The organism is Thioalkalivibrio sp. AKL10 (assembly GCF_000381845.1).
Taxonomy (GTDB): Bacteria; Pseudomonadota; Gammaproteobacteria; order Ectothiorhodospirales; family Ectothiorhodospiraceae; genus Thioalkalivibrio; species Thioalkalivibrio versutus.
On the sequence record NZ_KB907143.1, the window covers coordinates 137,941 to 154,831 of the forward strand.

Annotated in this window: 17 protein-coding genes; 9 read left to right on the forward strand and 8 right to left on the reverse strand. The window is 66.7% G+C overall.

What is annotated here, in order from left to right:
- Positions 1 to 78 precede the first annotated feature (78 nt).
- A complete protein-coding gene (locus tag G333_RS0106375; protein ID WP_019562964.1) occupies positions 79 to 1,515 on the forward strand; it encodes a diguanylate cyclase in 1,437 nt (478 codons plus the stop codon).
- A 15-nt stretch (positions 1,516 to 1,530) separates the two neighbouring features.
- On the opposite strand, the gene G333_RS0106380 is transcribed toward G333_RS0106375, so the two are convergent.
- The 3 genes from G333_RS0106380 to G333_RS0106390 form a co-directional block, all read right to left on the reverse strand.
- Complete coding sequence (locus G333_RS0106380) at positions 1,531 to 1,854, reverse strand: hypothetical protein (protein ID WP_018170090.1); 324 nt, start codon at positions 1,852 to 1,854, stop codon at positions 1,531 to 1,533.
- 138 nt (positions 1,855 to 1,992) lie between these two features.
- The gene (locus tag G333_RS0106385) at positions 1,993 to 2,736 is read right to left on the reverse strand and encodes a class I SAM-dependent methyltransferase (protein WP_018950795.1); all 744 of its coding nucleotides are present in this window, start codon (positions 2,734 to 2,736) and stop codon (positions 1,993 to 1,995) included.
- Positions 2,737 to 2,859: 123 nt separating this feature from the next.
- Entirely contained in the window at positions 2,860 to 3,564 is a 705-nt protein-coding gene (locus tag G333_RS0106390) for a TVP38/TMEM64 family protein (RefSeq protein WP_018170088.1), read from the reverse strand.
- A 135-nt stretch (positions 3,565 to 3,699) separates the two neighbouring features.
- Here G333_RS0106390 and G333_RS0106395 point away from each other — a divergent pair, with 135 nt between their 5' ends.
- Together G333_RS0106395 and G333_RS0106400 are read left to right on the forward strand one after the other, a co-directional pair.
- Positions 3,700 to 5,232, forward strand: coding sequence for an AAA family ATPase (locus G333_RS0106395; protein WP_019628006.1), 1,533 nt, complete (start codon positions 3,700 to 3,702; stop codon positions 5,230 to 5,232).
- A gap of 134 nt (positions 5,233 to 5,366) precedes the next feature.
- Positions 5,367 to 5,828, forward strand: coding sequence for a glycine zipper 2TM domain-containing protein (locus G333_RS0106400; protein ID WP_018950798.1), 462 nt, complete (start codon positions 5,367 to 5,369; stop codon positions 5,826 to 5,828).
- A gap of 21 nt (positions 5,829 to 5,849) precedes the next feature.
- Here the strand turns inward: G333_RS0106400 and G333_RS0106405 are convergent, their stop codons facing one another.
- A complete protein-coding gene (locus G333_RS0106405; RefSeq protein WP_018950799.1) occupies positions 5,850 to 7,214 on the reverse strand; it encodes a diguanylate cyclase in 1,365 nt (454 codons plus the stop codon).
- A gap of 242 nt (positions 7,215 to 7,456) precedes the next feature.
- Here G333_RS0106405 and G333_RS0106410 point away from each other — a divergent pair, with 242 nt between their 5' ends.
- Positions 7,457 to 7,945, forward strand: coding sequence for a PleD family two-component system response regulator (locus G333_RS0106410; RefSeq protein WP_018144221.1), 489 nt, complete (start codon positions 7,457 to 7,459; stop codon positions 7,943 to 7,945).
- 24 nt (positions 7,946 to 7,969) lie between these two features.
- On the opposite strand, the gene G333_RS0106415 is transcribed toward G333_RS0106410, so the two are convergent.
- The 4 genes from G333_RS0106415 to amrB all read right to left on the reverse strand — a co-directional run bounded on the left by G333_RS0106415 (position 7,970) and on the right by amrB (position 11,036).
- A complete protein-coding gene (locus tag G333_RS0106415; protein ID WP_018950800.1) occupies positions 7,970 to 8,980 on the reverse strand; it encodes an adenosine deaminase in 1,011 nt (336 codons plus the stop codon).
- Positions 8,981 to 9,056: 76 nt separating this feature from the next.
- Positions 9,057 to 9,671, reverse strand: coding sequence for a rhomboid family intramembrane serine protease (locus G333_RS0106420; protein ID WP_018175744.1), 615 nt, complete (start codon positions 9,669 to 9,671; stop codon positions 9,057 to 9,059).
- Positions 9,661 to 10,239 (reverse strand): AmmeMemoRadiSam system protein A, encoded by a 579-nt coding sequence (amrA, locus tag G333_RS0106425; protein ID WP_018950801.1) that lies wholly within the window; start codon positions 10,237 to 10,239, stop codon positions 9,661 to 9,663. The genes G333_RS0106420 and amrA overlap by 11 nt, the downstream gene beginning before the upstream one ends.
- The gene (gene amrB / locus G333_RS0106430; RefSeq protein ID WP_018170082.1) at positions 10,236 to 11,036 is read right to left on the reverse strand and encodes an AmmeMemoRadiSam system protein B; all 801 of its coding nucleotides are present in this window, start codon (positions 11,034 to 11,036) and stop codon (positions 10,236 to 10,238) included. The genes amrA and amrB overlap by 4 nt, the downstream gene beginning before the upstream one ends.
- An 87-nt stretch (positions 11,037 to 11,123) precedes the next feature.
- On the opposite strand from amrB, the gene amrS reads away from it, so the two are divergent.
- The 5 genes from amrS to G333_RS0106460 all read left to right on the forward strand — a co-directional run bounded on the left by amrS (position 11,124) and on the right by G333_RS0106460 (position 16,884).
- Positions 11,124 to 12,269, forward strand: a complete 1,146-nt coding sequence (amrS, locus tag G333_RS0106435; protein WP_018950803.1) for an AmmeMemoRadiSam system radical SAM enzyme — start codon at positions 11,124 to 11,126, stop codon at positions 12,267 to 12,269.
- Positions 12,270 to 12,304: 35 nt separating this feature from the next.
- The gene (locus tag G333_RS0106440; protein WP_038038160.1) at positions 12,305 to 12,829 is read left to right on the forward strand and encodes an Hsp20/alpha crystallin family protein; all 525 of its coding nucleotides are present in this window, start codon (positions 12,305 to 12,307) and stop codon (positions 12,827 to 12,829) included.
- Between the two features lie 79 nt (positions 12,830 to 12,908).
- Positions 12,909 to 13,940: a DUF2235 domain-containing protein gene (locus G333_RS0106445; RefSeq protein ID WP_019628008.1), complete on the forward strand. Its 1,032-nt coding sequence runs from the start codon at positions 12,909 to 12,911 to the stop codon at positions 13,938 to 13,940.
- 82 nt (positions 13,941 to 14,022) lie between these two features.
- Positions 14,023 to 14,403 carry a DUF2237 family protein gene (locus tag G333_RS0106450; RefSeq protein ID WP_018144213.1) on the forward strand — a complete coding sequence of 127 codons (381 nt, stop codon included), beginning with the start codon at positions 14,023 to 14,025 and terminating at the stop codon, positions 14,401 to 14,403.
- A gap of 156 nt (positions 14,404 to 14,559) precedes the next feature.
- The gene (locus G333_RS0106460; RefSeq protein WP_018938101.1) at positions 14,560 to 16,884 is read left to right on the forward strand and encodes an HDOD domain-containing protein; all 2,325 of its coding nucleotides are present in this window, start codon (positions 14,560 to 14,562) and stop codon (positions 16,882 to 16,884) included.
- The last annotated feature ends 7 nt before the right edge of the window (positions 16,885 to 16,891 follow it).

Here is a 16,891-nt window from a genome sequence, read left to right on the forward strand (position 1 = left end):
GATGGGCGAACGGGATTGCGCGTGTTCGCCGGGCGGCGTTGCGCCACGCGCCGATTGTTTCCCGTTGCGAGGATCATCATGGCGGCAGACCCCTCCGGGTGTTTCCATTCACAGATCATTGAATACGCCCCGGTCTGGGTGAATACCCTGGATCCCGAGGGGCGGGTGACGCTGTGGAATCGGGCGGCGGAACGGATCAGTGGCTATAGCCGCGAGGAAGTGGTGGGACACGCGAGTATCTGGGAATGGCTTTTCCCCGACTCGGACTATCGCGCGGCGGTCTTCGCCGAGGGGAAGGCCATCATTCACGAAGGCCGCGAGATCGCGGGCCTGGAGTCCACCATCCGCACCCGTAGTGGCGAACAGCGCACGCTGTCCTGGTATGCCCAGCGGTTCTTCGATGCCGAGGGCACGCTGCTTGGGGCCAGCGTGATGGGCGAGGACATCACCGAGCGCAAGCAACTGGAACTCAGGGCACAGCACCAGTACCGGTTGCAGGAGGTGGTGTCGGCGATCTCCGCGCAGTTTGCGGACCTGTCGGCGGACGCGGTGGACGCAGCCGTTGTGCAGGCCCTGCAACGTCTGGGCGAGTTCTTCCGGATGGGGCGAGCCTACGTGATCTGCTTTCGCCCGGACCATGAGACGATGGACCTGGTGAGCGAGTGGTGCGCGCCCGGTATTGCCCCCTTCCTCGACGAGATGCAAGGGATACCCATGGAGGCGCATGGCTGGGTGACCCGCCAGATTCGGCAGGGACACCCGGTGCATGTCCCCGATGTGGGTGCGCTCCCCGAGGCTGCGGTGGTGGAGCAGGCCGAGTTCCGGCGCCAGGATATCGAGTCCCTGTTGCTCATCCCGTTGATCAGTGATCAGAAGGCCTTCGGGTTTTTGGGCCTTGATTCGGTGGCCCGGCACTACGAGTGGAGCCCCGAACAGATCGCCGTGCTGCAGGTGGTAGCCGATATCATCGCCGGCACCTTCGCGCGCAAGGAGGTGGAGGCGGAGCTGGCCCGCCAGGCGCGGGTAGATGGCCTGACCGGCCTCGCCAACCGGCGCGAATTCGATGCCGTGCTGGAGCGCGAGTGCGGTTCGCGGCGCGAGGTGAACCTTGCGCTGTTGATGATCGATATAGACCACTTCAAGCCGTACAACGACCGCTTTGGCCACCAGCGTGGGGATGACTGCCTGCGCCAGGTCGCGGAGGTATTGCGCGCCGCGGCACACCGTCCCACCGATCTGGTGGCGCGTTATGGCGGCGAGGAGTTTGCCTGCATCCTGCCGGACACCACGCTGGAGGGTGCGCGGGCGGTCGCCGAACGGGTGCGCCGCAAGGTCGAATCGTTGCAGCTGGGCCACCCGGATAACGTGACGGATGCGGTGACGGTCAGTCTCGGGGTATCCGCGGTCGACGGGGAGCGATCCGTGGCGCCGGAGGATCTTCTGGGGGAGGCGGACCGGCAGCTCTACCGCGCCAAGCGCGAGGGACGCAACCGGGTCTGCGCGGCGGGGCTCTGATTACCCCCGCCGGGGTTATTCTGCGCCGGCGGCGCGCGTCGGGCGTTCGCGCGGATCGGCGGAGCGGGCATCTTCGCGCTCAAGCAGGGTGACGACCGGGACCGACTCGCTGTCTTCGCTCACCAGCTGATCGCCTTCCATCCACGGTGGCGGCAGCTGCGGACGCATGTCCTGCACCTGGGCGAAATTCGGGAACTCCACCTTGGAAAACAGTTCCGCAGCGGATTCCTGCGCCTGCGGGTTTTGCAGGGTCAGCACGAAGCCGGTGGCCAGCACCAGCAGGGAAAACTGGAAGCGCTGATCGCTGTAGGTGGAACGTGAACGCAGCAGGTCGAGCATTGGATGGTCTCTCGGGAGTCTTGCCTGCATAGACAGTACGCCCGGACGAGGGTTTCCATCAAGCAGGCCCGGTTCGGAGCGGGGCTTTGAGTTGCCACCGACCCGGGTCGTGTCAGGGGCAGCCGGGGGCGTGTTGCTTCAGGATGCGCGGCGGCAGACCAGAAAGACCTCTTCGACGCCGTCGGTGGCGACCATGCCGGGGGTCAATTCGAGGGGCTTTTGCAGGCGCAGTCCCAGGGGCATCAGGAAGCGGTTGTAGACCTTCATCGCGACCGGCCGATGACGTTGCAGGAACCACATGCCGAGGTCATTGAGGCGCGAGGATTTGGGCTTCATGCCGAAGATCGCGCTTTGCTCGATCTGCAGGTGGTGGCGTTCCAGCAGTTGCGTCAGCTTGGCCGGTTCATAACGCCGGTAGTGGCCGACGATGTCGTCGAACGGCGTCCAGTATTCCGGGTGTAGCGGGGTGGAGAGCAGTACCCGGGCCCCGGGTGCTGCCACCCGCGAGAGCTCGGCCAGGGCCGCCTCGTCGTCTTCCACGTGCTCGACGATGTCCAGCGCGCACACCAGGTCGAAACTCTCGTCGGCGTAGGGCAGGGCGGAGATGGGGGCGGTGTGGGTGATGCCGCCCGCGCTTTCCAGTGCTGCCAGGGCCGGTGGGCTGATATCGACAAAGTGGGTGCCGGCGATCGGCAGGCGCGGGCGCATGCCGGGCCCTACCTCGAGCCGGCGGGTATGCGATTCGGCCAGGCTGGATACCAGGCCCCAGGTGTTGAAGCGTTCGGGGTGCACCAGACGCGTGTCCGCCCACAAGCCATCGTAGAAGCGCTGGTTGACGTCGCCGATGTCCGAATGTTGCTGCGGGGCAGTATCGTGGGTCACGCGGTGGCCGGGCTTGAATGGTGCGCAACAGTGTAACCAACCTGACGGGTGGTCACAGGCTGGCTGGGTAGACTCCGGGAAGCCGTTCTCGGTTTGGCGGGCGGGTCAGCGCCATCCGCTGTGTCATTCGTCGGTCTCAATGTGCCGTGAGTGGCGGCGCTGAATCCGGTGGCGCAGCGCGGCGCCCAGCAACAACAGCACCGCCAGCGCAAACAGGGGCAGGAGGGTTTGCGGTTGCAGGGCCTCGCCGCTCGCGAGGGCGTCGGTGGTCCCGTGGATGGCGGTGGCGTACACGCTCCATTTGACGGCGAGCCCAAGCACGGCTGCCAGCAGGAAACGGCCAAGTGGAAGGCCCAGCGCGCCGCCGGCGTAGTTGACCATCGAATGGGGAAAGCCGGGGAGCACGCGCAGCGCAATCTGCGTGGCGAGGCCACTGTGGCGGTGCAGGAAATCGGCCAGCCAGGCGTCTTCGCGGCGTTCGTGATCGGGATGGCGCGCCAGGCGGGCGGACACGCGGTACGCACCCCAGGCACCACTGACGCTACCTGCGAGGAGCAGACCGATGGCTAACAGGGGCGGATGGAACGGGGCGATCAACCAGAGGATGAGCGTGCCGGGCAGAGCAAAGGTCAGCATCAGGGCCATCAGGAGCACCAGCCCTGCCGTGGCCCAGGGGCCGCCCGCGACGGCATCGCCCCAGGCCAGCAGGCGGACCGGATCGCCCACCCACAGCGCGCTGCCGATGCCCAGCGCGATCAGCAGCACCAGCAGGCCGCGCCCGATGTTGGCGCGGGAAAACCCGTTGGGTCGGGGGCGGGGGTGCGTCATTGAGCGGGGCCTCCGGGGAGCGTCCGGCGTGATGCGGTCAGAGTAGCGGATGCGCAATCCCAAGGTTCGGTGGCAGGTCGCATCGGCGCCGCGGATCGGTACACTCGGCTCAGGTACCCGGGGAGGAGACGCGCATTGAGCAAGAAGCTGGAGAATCAGACGGCACACAAGATCCTGCGCGGGCTCAAGTCGCACTATCCGGTGTTCTACCTTCTCGGCTGGGACGAAGATCGCATGGAGCGGCTGCTGCGTTCGGTCGCACGCTCGTTCTACGGCGAAGACGGCCATCTGGAGGTCTGGTCGGCGAGTCACGGATTTGGCGAGCACGACGACCCGAATGCACCGACGACGGACCCGGTAGCGGCAGTGGCGCGGGTGGCGGCCGGCGAGACGGATGCCCCGCGAATGGTCCTGCTGAAGGATCTGCCCATGTGGTTCGATGACAACCCGGCGCTGGTGCGCGGAGTGCGCGACCTGTACTACCAGCTGAAGAAGGGGCGCAACGTGGTGTTCCTCAGCTGCCCGTTGCTGAAGCTGCCGGAGATCCTGAAAAAAGAGGTCTTCCTGGTCGAGGTGGACCTGCCGTCCGAGGCCGAGGTGCTGGAGCAGCTCGAACACACCCGCGGCGCCGAGGCGGTCCCGCGCGAGCAGTTGTTCCGGGTGGCGGCGGGAATGCGCGGCCTGTCGCTCAACGAGGTCGGGCACCTGAGTGCGCGGCTGTTCCGTGGCAAGCCGCTGCCCGAGGCCGACATGCTGGCCGAGATCCAGGAGGAGAAGGGCCAGATCCTGCGCAAGGAGAGCTGTCTCGAGTTCTATCCGCCACAGCGCTCGCTGGAGGATATCGGCGGTCTGGAGAACCTCAAGGAATGGGTGCGCACACGCGCCGACCTGTTCACCGAGAAGGCCTGGAATGACCACGTGCCGCTGCCGGCCGGGGTGCTGTTCATGGGGGTGAGCGGCTGCGGCAAGAGCATGGCCGCCAAGGCCATCGCCACCGCCTGGGGGCTGCCGCTGGTGCGGCTGGACATGAGCCTGGTGTTGTCCGGCAGTTTCGGTACCCCGGAATACGCCTTTGCCCGGGCCACCCGGATCGCCGAGGAGATCGCGCCGATGGTGCTGTGGGTCGACGAGCTGGAGAATGCCTTCGGTTTCGACAGTCACGCCGCGGGCAGCGCCGGCAATGTAAACATCTTCTCCAGCTTTCTCACCTGGCTGCAGGAGAAGTCGCCCCGGGTGTTCGTGGCGGCGACCGCGAACCGCATCCAGCAGCTCCCGGCCGAGCTGATGCGCAAGGGGCGCTTTGACCAGCTGTTCTTCCTCGACCTGCCGAACGTGGAGGAGCGCAAGGAGATCCTGCGCATCCACGTCGAGCGTCACGGCGGCAACCTGGAGGACTTCAACCTGAACTACATGGCGGCCAGCACCGAGGACTGGAGCGGGGCCGAGATCGAGCAGGCGGTGAAGTCGGCGCGGATCGACGCCTACCAGGAGGGGCGGGTGTTCAACCAGCGCGACGTGATCCGCAACGTGATCAACACGGTACCGCTGTCGCGGACCATGGTGGAGCAGATCCGCGAGATCAAGAGCTGGGTCTTCCAGCGCGCGATCAATGCGTCGAAGCCGGAGCCGAAGGGCGCCGCGTCCGGCCCGCCGAAGCCGCCCGGCTGACCGCCCGGCCTGGTTTTCCGGGCGCCGGAGCGTGGGCCCCGGGTGGCCTATACTCCGGTCAGGGGGACGCCAGAGCCGGTACGGGTCCCGGTCCCCCACGGGTTCGGATACGGGTCGCCGGTGGAGGAATGCTCATGTGGCGCAATGTTTCTTTCGTGATTGTCCTGGCGGCGGTCCTGGGTCTCGGCGGCTGTGCGACCTATCAGGGGTCGCAGGAACAGGCCGGGATGGTGATCGGCGGCGTGCTGGGGGGCGTGCTTGGCTCGCAGGTCGGCTCCGGGCGTGGCCGGACCGCGGCGATCATCGCCGGCACCCTCGCGGGCGCGGCGATCGGTGGCTCGGTGGGCCAGTCCATGGACGAGGTCGACCGGTTGAAGACGGCCCAGACCCTGGAGAGTGTGCGGACGGGTGTGCCCTCGCGGTGGGTCAATCCCGACAGCGGCAACCAGTACACCGTGGTGCCGACGCGGACCTACGAGACCACCGCCGGCCCGTGCCGCGAATACACCATCGACGCGGTGGTCGGAGGTCAGACCGAGCAGGTGTACGGGACCGCCTGTCGGCAGCCGGACGGCAGCTGGCGTATCCAGGGCTGAGTGGCGGGCCTGGTCCGCGTCTCAGACAGACGGTTCCGGGGTCGGTTGCCCCAGCCCGGGCGAGTCGTCGGCGGCGTGGGCGTCCTGGAAGTCGGATTCGGCTCCAGCATCCAGGGTGCGCGAGACGACGCAGTCACGCCCCTCGCTCTTCGCCTGGTAGACGGCCTGGTCGGCGACCCGGAAGAGGTCGTTCATGTCGATCTCGCGACCGCAGGGACGACTGGTCACGCCGAAGCTGGCGGTAATGGTCAGTCCGGCGGGCTTGAGTTCGCGCAGTTGCTGGCGCAGCTCCTCGGCACGGGTATGGGCATCGAACAGGTCGCACTCGGGCAGGACCAGCAGGAATTCCTCGCCGCCGAAGCGCAGGGCGACATCGGCCTCGCGCCCGGTGGTACGTAGCAACTCGCCCACGCCAACCAGGACCTCGTCGCCTACCAGGTGGCCGTGGCTGTCGTTGATCTGCTTGAAATGGTCGATATCCAGCAGGATCAGGCTGAGGGCCATGTCCTTCTGGTTGGCTTCGGTGAAGAAGCGTACGGCGCATTCGGCCAGGACATTACGATTGCGCAGGCCGGTGAGGGGATCGATCATCGCCATGTCGTAGAGTTTCTGGCGCTGGCTCTGGACTTCCTCGAGCAGGCGCTTGTTCGCCAGGAGGTTGCCGATGCGGGCGCGGACCTCGTCTTCCAGCACCGGCTTGGTCACGAAGTCGTTGACCCCCAGGCGGAAGAGCTCGGCGCGTCGGTTCGGGTCGTCGAGGCCGGACATCGCGACGATCGGCAGGCTGGTCTTGTCGGGGAAGCGGTGGCGCAGGCGGCTGACCAACCCCATGCCGCTGATGTCGCCCTCGACCAGGATATCGCTCAGGACCAGATCCCAGGTGCCCTCGTCGAAGGCAGTCAGGGCGGCGGAGGCGCTGCGAAAGTGCGCTACTTCGAGACCCATGCCCTCGAGGATGCGAGTCATCACCCGGGCGACGGTGGGGCTGTCCTCGACATACAGCACATGCCCCTCGTGGGCGTGTTCCACCGGCCGGCCGTAGCGTGCGGCCTGGTGGAACAGGTCACGGATGTTGGTCTTGTCGTGGAGATCGGTGGCGCCGGCCTCGAAGGCCGCGCGGCGTATGTCGTGGTCCTGCTTGGTGGTCAGCAGGATCAGCGGCAGATCATGGCCGGCGGGTTTGGCGCGTGCCTGGCGGCAGAACTCGATCCCGCTCATGTCGGGCAGGGTAATGGAGGCGCAGACCAGCTCGAGGTCGTTTTCCTCGATGCGGGCGAGGCCCTCCGCACCACTTGCGGCCATGATCGGCTTGTGGCCGGCGGCCAGGACCAGACGGCTCCATAGCGCCCGGAACACACGGGAGTGGTCGACGACCAGGATCTTCATGGCCGGCCGTCCATTGGGCGGTCTCGCCGGGGCGCGGTCGTGACCGGCGGTCGGAGCGTGTCTGCCGTCATGCTGGGTCCTGACTCCATTCAGTGATCCGCAGGCAAATCCGGATAATGCGCGTCTTCGCGCCGGGCTTCAAACGGGCCGTCAAGGCGCGCTGGACAGGGCGTGCGGGCACGGGAACAATGCGGTCATCTGGCGTGCGACAAAACACTACGGCCAGGGGAAAGGAGTCCGGCATGAGCTACATGCAGCGAATGGGGAGTCTGCTGCGGTTCGGCAAGGCCGGCGAGCGGCGTACAAAGGCACGCCAGGAGGCCGCTCGCGGGCTGCGGGTGCTGGTGGTGGATGATTCGCGCACGGTGGTCGCGCTGCTCACCAGCATGCTCAAGCAGAACGAGCTGGAGCCGATTGGCGTCGGCGATGCCGAGGAGGCGCTGGCTTTGGCGCGCGAGAATCCACCGGACCTGATCTTCCTGGATATCCTCCTGCCCGGGATGACCGGGTTTGCCATGCTGCGTCAACTGCGCCGGGACCCCGCCACCGCGAAGGTGCCGGTGATCATGATCAGCGGCAACGAGGACGCGGTCGAGCAGTTCTTCCTCGATCGCATCGGCTCCGACGACTTCATGAAGAAACCCTTCGGCCGCGGAGAGGTGTTCACCCGCATCGAGCGCCTGGTGGCGAAGGGGCGTCTTCCGGCCCGCCCGACGCGCTTCTCCGGATAGGAATCCCGGACCCGCACTCGCGTTTCAGGCGGCGTGCCGGGCCCGCCAGTCGCCGATCTCGTCGTGCAGGCGCTGTTTTTCGCTGGCTTCCAGGAACGCGGCGTCGACGGCGTTGCGTGCCAGTTTTTCCAGGTCATCCAGGTCCAGCTGCAGGGCCGCGGCCGTGGCGCGAAAGTTTTCCCCCACGTAGCCGCCGAAATAGGCCGGGTCATCCGAGCTGATGGTGACGCACAGCCCCGCGTCCATCAGGCGCTTCAGGTTGTGTTGTTCCAGGCGCTCGAACACGCACAGCTTGATGTTGGACAGCGGGCAGACGGTCAGCGGGATCTGCTCCCGCGCCAGGCGCTGCATCAGGTCGGGGTCCTGCTCGGCCTGGACGCCGTGGTCGATGCGCGCGACCTTGAGCAGGTCCAGTGCCTGCCAGATGTAGTCCGGTGGTCCCTCCTCGCCGGCATGCGCGACGGCGGGGAATCCCTCGGCCCGCGCGCGCTCGAACACGGCCTGGAATTTCTCCGGCGGGTTGCCCAATTCGGCCGAGTCCAGCCCGACTGCGTGGATGTGCTCGCGCCAGGGCAGGGCGGTCTCCAGGGTCTCCATCGCGGCCTCGGCGCTCAGGTGGCGCAGGAAACAGAGAATCAGGCGGCTGGTGATGCCGAGTTCCCGTTCGCCGTCGGCCAGCGCGCGGTGGATGCCGTCGATGACCGTGGCGAAGGGCACGCCGCGTTCGGTGTGGGTCTGCGGGTCGAAGAAGATCTCGGTGTGGCGGACGTGGTCGTCCCGGCAGCGTTCGAGGTACGCCCAGGTCAGATCGTAGAAATCCTGCTCGGTTAGCAGGACGCAAGCGCCCGCGTAGTAGATATCGAGGAAGGATTGCAGGTCGTGAAACTGGTAGGCGGCCCGAACCTCCTCGACCGAGGCATACGGGAGATCGACATCGTTGCGCTCGGCCAGGGCGAACATCAGCTCGGGTTCCAGGGAGCCCTCGATGTGCAGGTGCAGCTCGACCTTTGGGAGCGTGGCGATGGCGTCTTGCATGGCGGGATCCTGCGGTGTCGGGGAGGAAAGTGCGCAGAGGCTAGAACTGCCCGGGGCGTGCGACAAGTAACCGGGGTCACCCGAGGGGCGAGAGCAGTTCCTGGAAGAACCGCGCCAGCAGGCCGGGTTCCAGCCACAGCATGAAGGCGATGCCCCAGGCGCCGCCCCACAGGTGGGCGCTGTGGTTGATGTTGTCGCGATTCTGGCGCTGGGCATAGAGCGAATAGCCGACATAGAGCGCCGCAAACACGATGGCCGGGACCGGGATAAAGAACACGAACAACAGCGACCACGGCTGCAGCAGGATGTAGGCGAACAGCACCGCGGAGACCGCGCCGGAAGCGCCCAGCGAGCGGTAGCCCGGGTCACGCAGATGGCGCAGGTGGCTGGGCAGGCTGGCGAGGACGATGGCGGCCAGATAGAACAGCACGAAGCCGCCCATGCCGATCGCGGGCACCAGCACGCGTTCCATGGCCATGCCGAAGAAAAACAGCGTGATCATGTTGAACGCGAGATGGGTGCCATCGGCATGGATGAAACCGTGGGTCACCAGGCGCCAGTATTCGCCGCGCTGCACCGATGGCGGGTGATGGATCATTGCCTGCAACCAGCGCGGGTTCTGCCATGCGAGCAGGGAGACCGCGACGGTGGCGACGATCAGGTACAGCGTCACACTCGGTTCAAAGTTCACCGGCAACCTCCAGGGACCCGTAGCGCCAGGCCTGCAGGCCGTCGGGCCAGCTGCCCGGCGCCAGCCCGGCCTTTTGCAGCAGGGCATCGAGGAAGGTCTCGGGGTCGGGCAGTTGTTCCCAGACCGCAGGGAGGAAGGTGGCGCGGCGCGCTCCGGCCTGAAGGACCAGGCCGTCCCGGCCCGGTTGTAGCTGAGCCAGCAGGCCCTTGCGCTGCGCGGCCTCCATGGGTCGCGAAGCGGTCAGCAACGTGACCGAATAGGCGAGACCGGCCAGTTCCGACGTGCGCAGCGGCGGAAAGCGCGGGTCATTGAGCGCCGCCGCGCGAGCGTTGTGCAGGACGTCCGCAGCCAGGGGCCGGTGGGCCTCCAGCGTGCCGATGCAGCCGCGCAGGGTTTCCCCTTGCTTCAGGGTGACGAAGCTGGCGCCGGGATCGGGTAGCGGGTCGGGCTCCTGTTCCAGTGCAATGGGGCGGGCGGGGGCATGGTGCGCGGCCCGCCGGATGGCATCCGCGGCCAGTTGCAGCAGGCGCTCGCGCGCCGGCGCGGGCAGGTCGATGGCGTGCGTCATTGCAGCATCCAGGCGCCGTAGCCGACCACCTGGTCGCGCGGGCCGGCGGTGTCGCCGGAGTTGCGCTGGTCCAGTGTGGTGATGGTGAGACCGCGCTGTCGCGCGAGCCGCAACAAGCCCGCCAGCGGCCGGCAGCCGCAGGCCTGTTCCGGCCCCAGCGCGTGTTCGTCCAGCTGTTCGATGGCACGGGTGGTGGCCGTGTCCAGGCGGCACGCGGTGGCATAGTCGTGAAAGTGGGAGAGATCCGAACTCACGACGATCAGGGTCTCCGGGCCGCCCCACAGCCGTTCGAGCACGCTCGCGACCTGCTCGGACGAGGCATCCCCGACCACCAGCGGGACGAGTTCGAATGTCCCCAGTGCCACCTGCAGGAACGGCAGGTGGGCCTCCAGGCTGTGTTCCGGTCCGTGGGCGATGTCCAGTAACTGGACGCCGGGCAGGTCCGCGATGGCTTCCAGGGCTTTGTGGTCCACGGGGAGGTCTCCCAGCGGGCTGCGGTAGGCCGTTGCCGTAGTGGTCGCGATGCCGCGGAAGGGCACGCGATGCGACGGACCCAAGAGGATGACGCGCTGGATCTTCCCCGCCAGGGGGCGGATGTGCGCATAGACCGAGGCCGCCACCGGGCCGGAGTACGGGTAGCCGGCATGCGGCGCGATCAGGGCCTTGGGCGGCGCCGCGTCCGCTACGAGTGGGACGGCATCGAGCAAGCGGGTGACCGTGGCGCGCAGCTCCTCGGGATCGGCAGGGTAGAACTGGCCCGCGATGGCGGGCTCGCGGATGCGGGGCTGTGCCGTCATTGGGGGGGGCTCCATCAAACATTATGTTGTTGAATATTGGGATTGTGTCCTCATATTCAAGACCATGAATCACGGTCTGGACTGGATATGAACGACATCCCCGAACACGACGCATTCACCGTCGCCACGCGCTACTGGCATGCCCTGGAGGATGGCCGCGTACAGTGCGATCTGTGCCCGCGCTACTGCAAGCTGAAGCCCGGACAGCGCGGCGCATGCTTTGTGCGCGCCAATCTCGACGATGCCGTGGTGCTGACCAGCTATGGGCGTTCCTCCGGCTACTGCGTGGATCCGATCGAGAAGAAGCCGCTCAATCACTTCCTCCCGGGCAGTCCGGTGCTGTCGTTCGGCACGGCCGGTTGCAACCTGGCCTGCAAGTTCTGCCAGAACTGGGACATCAGCAAGTCGCGCGAGATCGACACGCTGGCCGATCGCGCCGATCCCGAGACCATTGCACGTGCCGCCGAGGCGCTGGACTGTCGCGCGGTGGCCTTTACCTACAACGACCCGGTGATCTTCCACGAGTACGCCATCGACGTGGCGGCGGCCTGCCGCGCGCGGGATATCCGCACGGTGGCCGTGACGGCCGGTTACATCACCGAGCAGGCGCGCGGCGAATTCTTTGCCGCCATGGATGCGGCGAACGTGGACCTGAAGGCATTTACCGAGCGCTTCTATCACAAACTGACCGGGGCCCATCTGCAGCCGGTACTCGACACCCTGGAATGGCTGGTGCACGAGACCGATACCTGGGTCGAGATCACCACGCTGCTGATCCCGGGAGAGAACGACAGCGATGTGGAGATCACCTCCATGGCGCAATGGGTCCGGGAGCATCTGGGGCCGGATGTGCCGCTGCATTTCACCGCCTTCCATCCGGATTTCAAGATGACCGAACACCCGCGCACGCCGATCGAGACGCTACAGCGGGCGCGGCGCATCGCTCGCGAGCAGGGTCTGCATCACGTGTACACCGGCAATGTGCATGACACGGAGGGCCAGAGCACCTGGTGCGCGGGGTGCGGGCAACGCGTGATTGGCCGCGACGGGTATGAGCTGTCGGGCTGGAACCTGACCGCCGATGGCTGTTGCAACGCCTGCGGGGCATCGGTGCCCGGGGTGTTCGAGGCGCGCCCCGGCAACTGGGGCGCCCGGCGTCAGCCGGTGCGGCTAGCCGATTTTCGGGGGGCTGATTCGCAGGGCTTGAAAAGGCCCTCTCCGCGACCTAGTTAACTCGGTAGACAGGATCTGCAACGGAGGTGATCACCATGGACCTGCAAAAGCTCAAGCCGTGGAACTGGTTCAAGCGCGAGGAGACCGCGAGTCCGGAGGTCGTGCCGGCTCGGCGCGAGGGCGCCGACCCCTTGATGCGCATGCACCGCGAGATGGACCGGATGTTCGAGGACTTCTTTGGCTCGGCCCTCGGGATGCGCGGGGGTGATGCCGCCGCCTCGCTGCTGCTCAAGCCCAGTGTGGATATCGCGGAGAGCCGCAAGGCCTACCGGATCACGGTGGAGGTGCCGGGGATCGACGAGGACGCGATCGACCTGACGGTGGATGGCGACGACCTGATCATCTCCGGCGAGAAGTGCCAGGAGACCGAGGAAGACGACGCGGGCTATCATCGCGTCGAGCGGGCCTACGGACAGTTTCGCCGTATCCTCAGCCTGCCCGGGGACGCCGATATCGATGCCATCCAGGCGCGGTTCAAGAACGGTGTTCTGAAGATCGATATCCCCCGGCGCAAGGATGACGCCCGGCCGGGCGTGCGCCGGATCGAGATCGGCTCCTGAGGGGGGGCATCACACGGCGGCCTGCCGTGCGCTGAATGATCGCCGGGACCGCCCGACGACAAGGATGTGAGACCAGCGAATGACACGACGGATCGTGATCTGTGCGGACGGAACCTGGAATCGCCCGGAGGAGGACATCGAGTCGGACGTGCCGACCAATGTCCTGCGCCTGGCGCGGGCCATTGCGCCCGTCGATGCCATGGGCGACCCGCAGCAGGTCTACTACGACTGGGGCGTGGGGGCGTACTACGCAAAGATCTCGGGTGGTGTGACCGGACGTGGCATCCACAAGAACATCCAGGATGCCTATCGCTACATCGTGCAGAACTACGCCCCCGGCAGCGAGATATTCCTGTTCGGTTTCAGCCGCGGGGCGTACACCGTTCGCAGCCTGTGCGGCTTGATCAACAACTGCGGGGTCCTGAAGCGCCCGGATGCACGGTTGATCGAGCAGGCCTTTCGGCACTACAAGAACACCGGCGCCAGCCATGCGCCCGAGGGCGAAGCCTCGCGTACCTTTCGCGCGAAACATGCACATCCCTCGCGGGAGATCCGCTTTGTTGGCGTCTGGGATACGGTCGGCGCGTTGGGAATCCCGTTCTCTTTGCTGGGAATGTTCGATCGTACGGACGAGTTCTACGACACCAAGCTGGGGCCCAACGTGCGCATCGCCCGCCATGCCATGGCGATCGACGAGACACGAGCCGACTTTGAGCCCACCCTGTGGGATCCGCGCCCGGGGCTGGATCTGAAGCAGCTGTGGTTCAGTGGCGTGCATGCCGACGTGGGCGGCGGCTACGCCCCGGATGCCGAGGGGCGTCTCGCGTCAGAGGCCCCGTTGGCGTGGATGATCGAGCAAGCCCGGATGGCCGGACTGCACGTGGAGGGGTATCTGCCGGATAACCTGCGCCCCGACCCGCTGGCGTCGCTGCACCGCTCGCGGCGGCACATCTATCGCCTGCGACGGCGCTATCGGCGTCCGTTGTACCAGTCGGGTCACCCGACCGAGGTGCATCCGAGTGCCCTGGAACGCTATCGGAAGGATGTCGCCTACCAGCCCGGGAACCTGCGCGCGTTTCTGGACGAATGGGGCTGGCCGGACGCCGACTGAATTCCCCCGGATGGAGTAAACGCTCGCGTTGGGAGGCCGGGTCTCCGTTATCCTGTAGGAATAGCAGACGGAGATTCCCTCAATGCAGCCATTTCCCTCGAAGAACGTGTTTGGCGGGGCCCTGGAGCCCTGTAGTCGCGGGCCGGTCACCGGTTTTTATCGCGACGGCCGTTGTGCCACCGGCTACGACGACCAGGGCATGCATACCGTGTGCGCCGAGCTCACCCGCGAGTTTCTCGATTTCTCCCTGGCACGCGGGAATGATCTGATCACGCCGGTTCCGGAATTCGGCTTCCCCGGCCTGGAGGCAGGGGATCGCTGGTGCCTGTGCGCCGCGCGCTGGCTGGAGGCCTACCGGGCGGGGGCGGCGCCCGGGGTCTTCCTGCGCGCGACGCACGAGGAGACCCTGGCGGTGATCCCGCTGGACATCCTCAAGGAACACGCGCGCGACCCAGCTGATTGAGATGGAGGCCCTCCTCGGAGGGTCGGTAGGGGGCCGGGGTGGGCCCCGCTGAAATTACAGGGAGAAGACGGATGGATCCGTACATGGTGGGGCTGACAATCGCTCGGGTCGATAACGTGGACATGGGGAATCGGGGGGTGGCCGATGGTTGACCGCATGGCCGTGCCCGAGATCGAACGCTTCCGGATCACGCGGACGCTGGGTACGAGTGCCCGCGACGGGCTCTATGTCGCGCACGACCCGCTGCTGGATCGGCAGGTCGCGATTCGAACGCTGACCAACGTCGCGGCGGACGCTTCGACCCGCCAGGCATTGCTTGAAGACGCCCGCCGGTTAAGCCGCTTTCGGCACCCGAACATCGCTCCAATCTTCGAGGCGGGGGACTACGCCGACGGCGTCTACCTGGTGTTCGAGTACGTCGAGGGCGAGACCCTGGAGCAGATCCTGGCGCGCGGACCCTTGCCGATCGATCGCGCCCTGGCCCTGATGCGCGAGCTGCTGGATGCGGCAGCGGCGGCGCACGAGCAGGGCATCCTGCACGGGGCCCTGCAGCCGGCGAACGTGACCGTGAACCCCGAGGGACATGCGCGCATCACCGGGCTGGGCATGGCGCTGCCCGACGTGGCCGCGCGTGGCGAGAGCCACCTGCCGGATACACCCTACTACCTGGCGCCGGAACGGCTGGCGAATGAGGCCGCGACCGAAGGGTCCGACGTGTTCTCCCTGGGGGCCTTGTTCTTCGAGATGCTGACAGGCGAGCGCGCGTTTGCCGGTGATAGCCCCGCGGCGATCCGGCAGGCGATGCAGGCGGGGGCGCTGGAGCCACCCTCCGGTCGCACCGGCAATGGCGACGAACGCTTCGACGCCCTGGTACTCCGGGCCACCCGCCCGGATCCCGCCGAACGTTTCGCATCGGCCCGCGAGTTTCGCGAGGCGCTGGTGGTGGCCGTCGAGGGCGAAGGCCAGACGGGCGACGGATCGCAGGACTTCATCCTGCGGCGGATCCGGCGCAAGCCTGATTTCCCCGGTATCTCCAGCCACATCCGCGAGATCACCCAGTGTTCCGACGACACCATGAAGCGCTCGGTGGCCGAGCTGTCGAATGCCGTGCTGAAGGACTACGCCACCACGCAGAAGCTGCTTCGGCTGGCGAACTCCCCCTTTTACAGCAACTTTGGCGGCAATATCCGCACCGTTTCGCGCGCGATCGTGCTGCTGGGCTTCGAGCAGGTGCGCACGGCGGCGCTCGGGCTTGTGCTGTTCGAGAACCTCAAGGGTGGGCGTCATTCCGGACGCCTGATGGAGGCGCTGGTCGGCACCCTGTTCAGCGCCATGCTGGCGCGTGATCTGGCGGAGCAGGTCGGCGGGGTGGAGAGCGAGCGGGCGTTCGTCTGCGCGCTGTTCCACGATATCGGTCGCATGCTGGTGTTGTACTACCTGCCGGAGGAGGCGGACGAAATCCGCATTCGTGTGGGTCAGGGTACGGGTGAGGGCAGTGCCGCCCGCCAGGTCCTGGGGATCTCCTACGAGGCCCTGGCGCGCAGCGTGCTGGAGGACTGGAACTTCCCGCGCGAGATTGTTACGTCGGTGGAACGGGCTCCCTCGGGCACGCTGCCGGCAGCGCGGGATGCCGACCAGCGCCTGCATCGCATCGTCACCCTGGCGTCGGAGATGGGGCAATGCATTACCCAGGCGGATCGTGACCAGCAGGGCGCTCTGCTGACCGATCTGCGCAGGCGCTACGAACGTGCCCTGGGCGTGGATGCCCGCGGCATGCAGCGGGCCATCAAGTCCGGGCGCGAGCATATGGATCACTTCCTGACGGTGGTCAAGCTGCCGCCGGAGGGCCGCGAGCCGTTGAACCGGCTGAAGGCGAATCTGGGTGTGCAGATCGATGACAGCGACGCGGCGGATATCGAAGCCGCGGACGGGGGCGGCGAAGCGGCGGCAGCCGCAACCGCCGATCCCGCCGCCCAGGCCGCGGCACTGATGGAGACCCTCACCGACATGCTGGACAGCATGGTGGGCGAATTCGAGCTGAACACATTGATGCAGACAACGCTCGAGACCCTGTACCAGACACTCGGTCTGCGGCGGGTAATGCTGATGCTCGCCGATCGCGAGCATCGGGTGCTGGTGGCGCATACCGCCTTCGGAAAGGATGCCGAGACGCTGTCCGGACGGCTGCGACTCGCGCTCGCGGGCAAGGGCGACATCCTGTCGCTGGCCCTGGAACAGAAGAAGGACTTGGTCATCACCGACAGCCACGAGGCCTCGATCAGTCGCTATATCCCCGACGAGTTTCGCCAGGCCCTGGATGCGCGCAGTTTTCTCCTGCTGCCGCTGGCGGTGCGCGATCGTTGTATCGGGCTGCTGTATCTGGAATTGCCGGCCGGCGCAGCCGTGGAACCGACGGTCTTGCGGGCCCTGAAGGCCGTTCGCAATCAGATGGCTCTGGCCATTCGGCAGGCGCGCGATTGACGCCGCC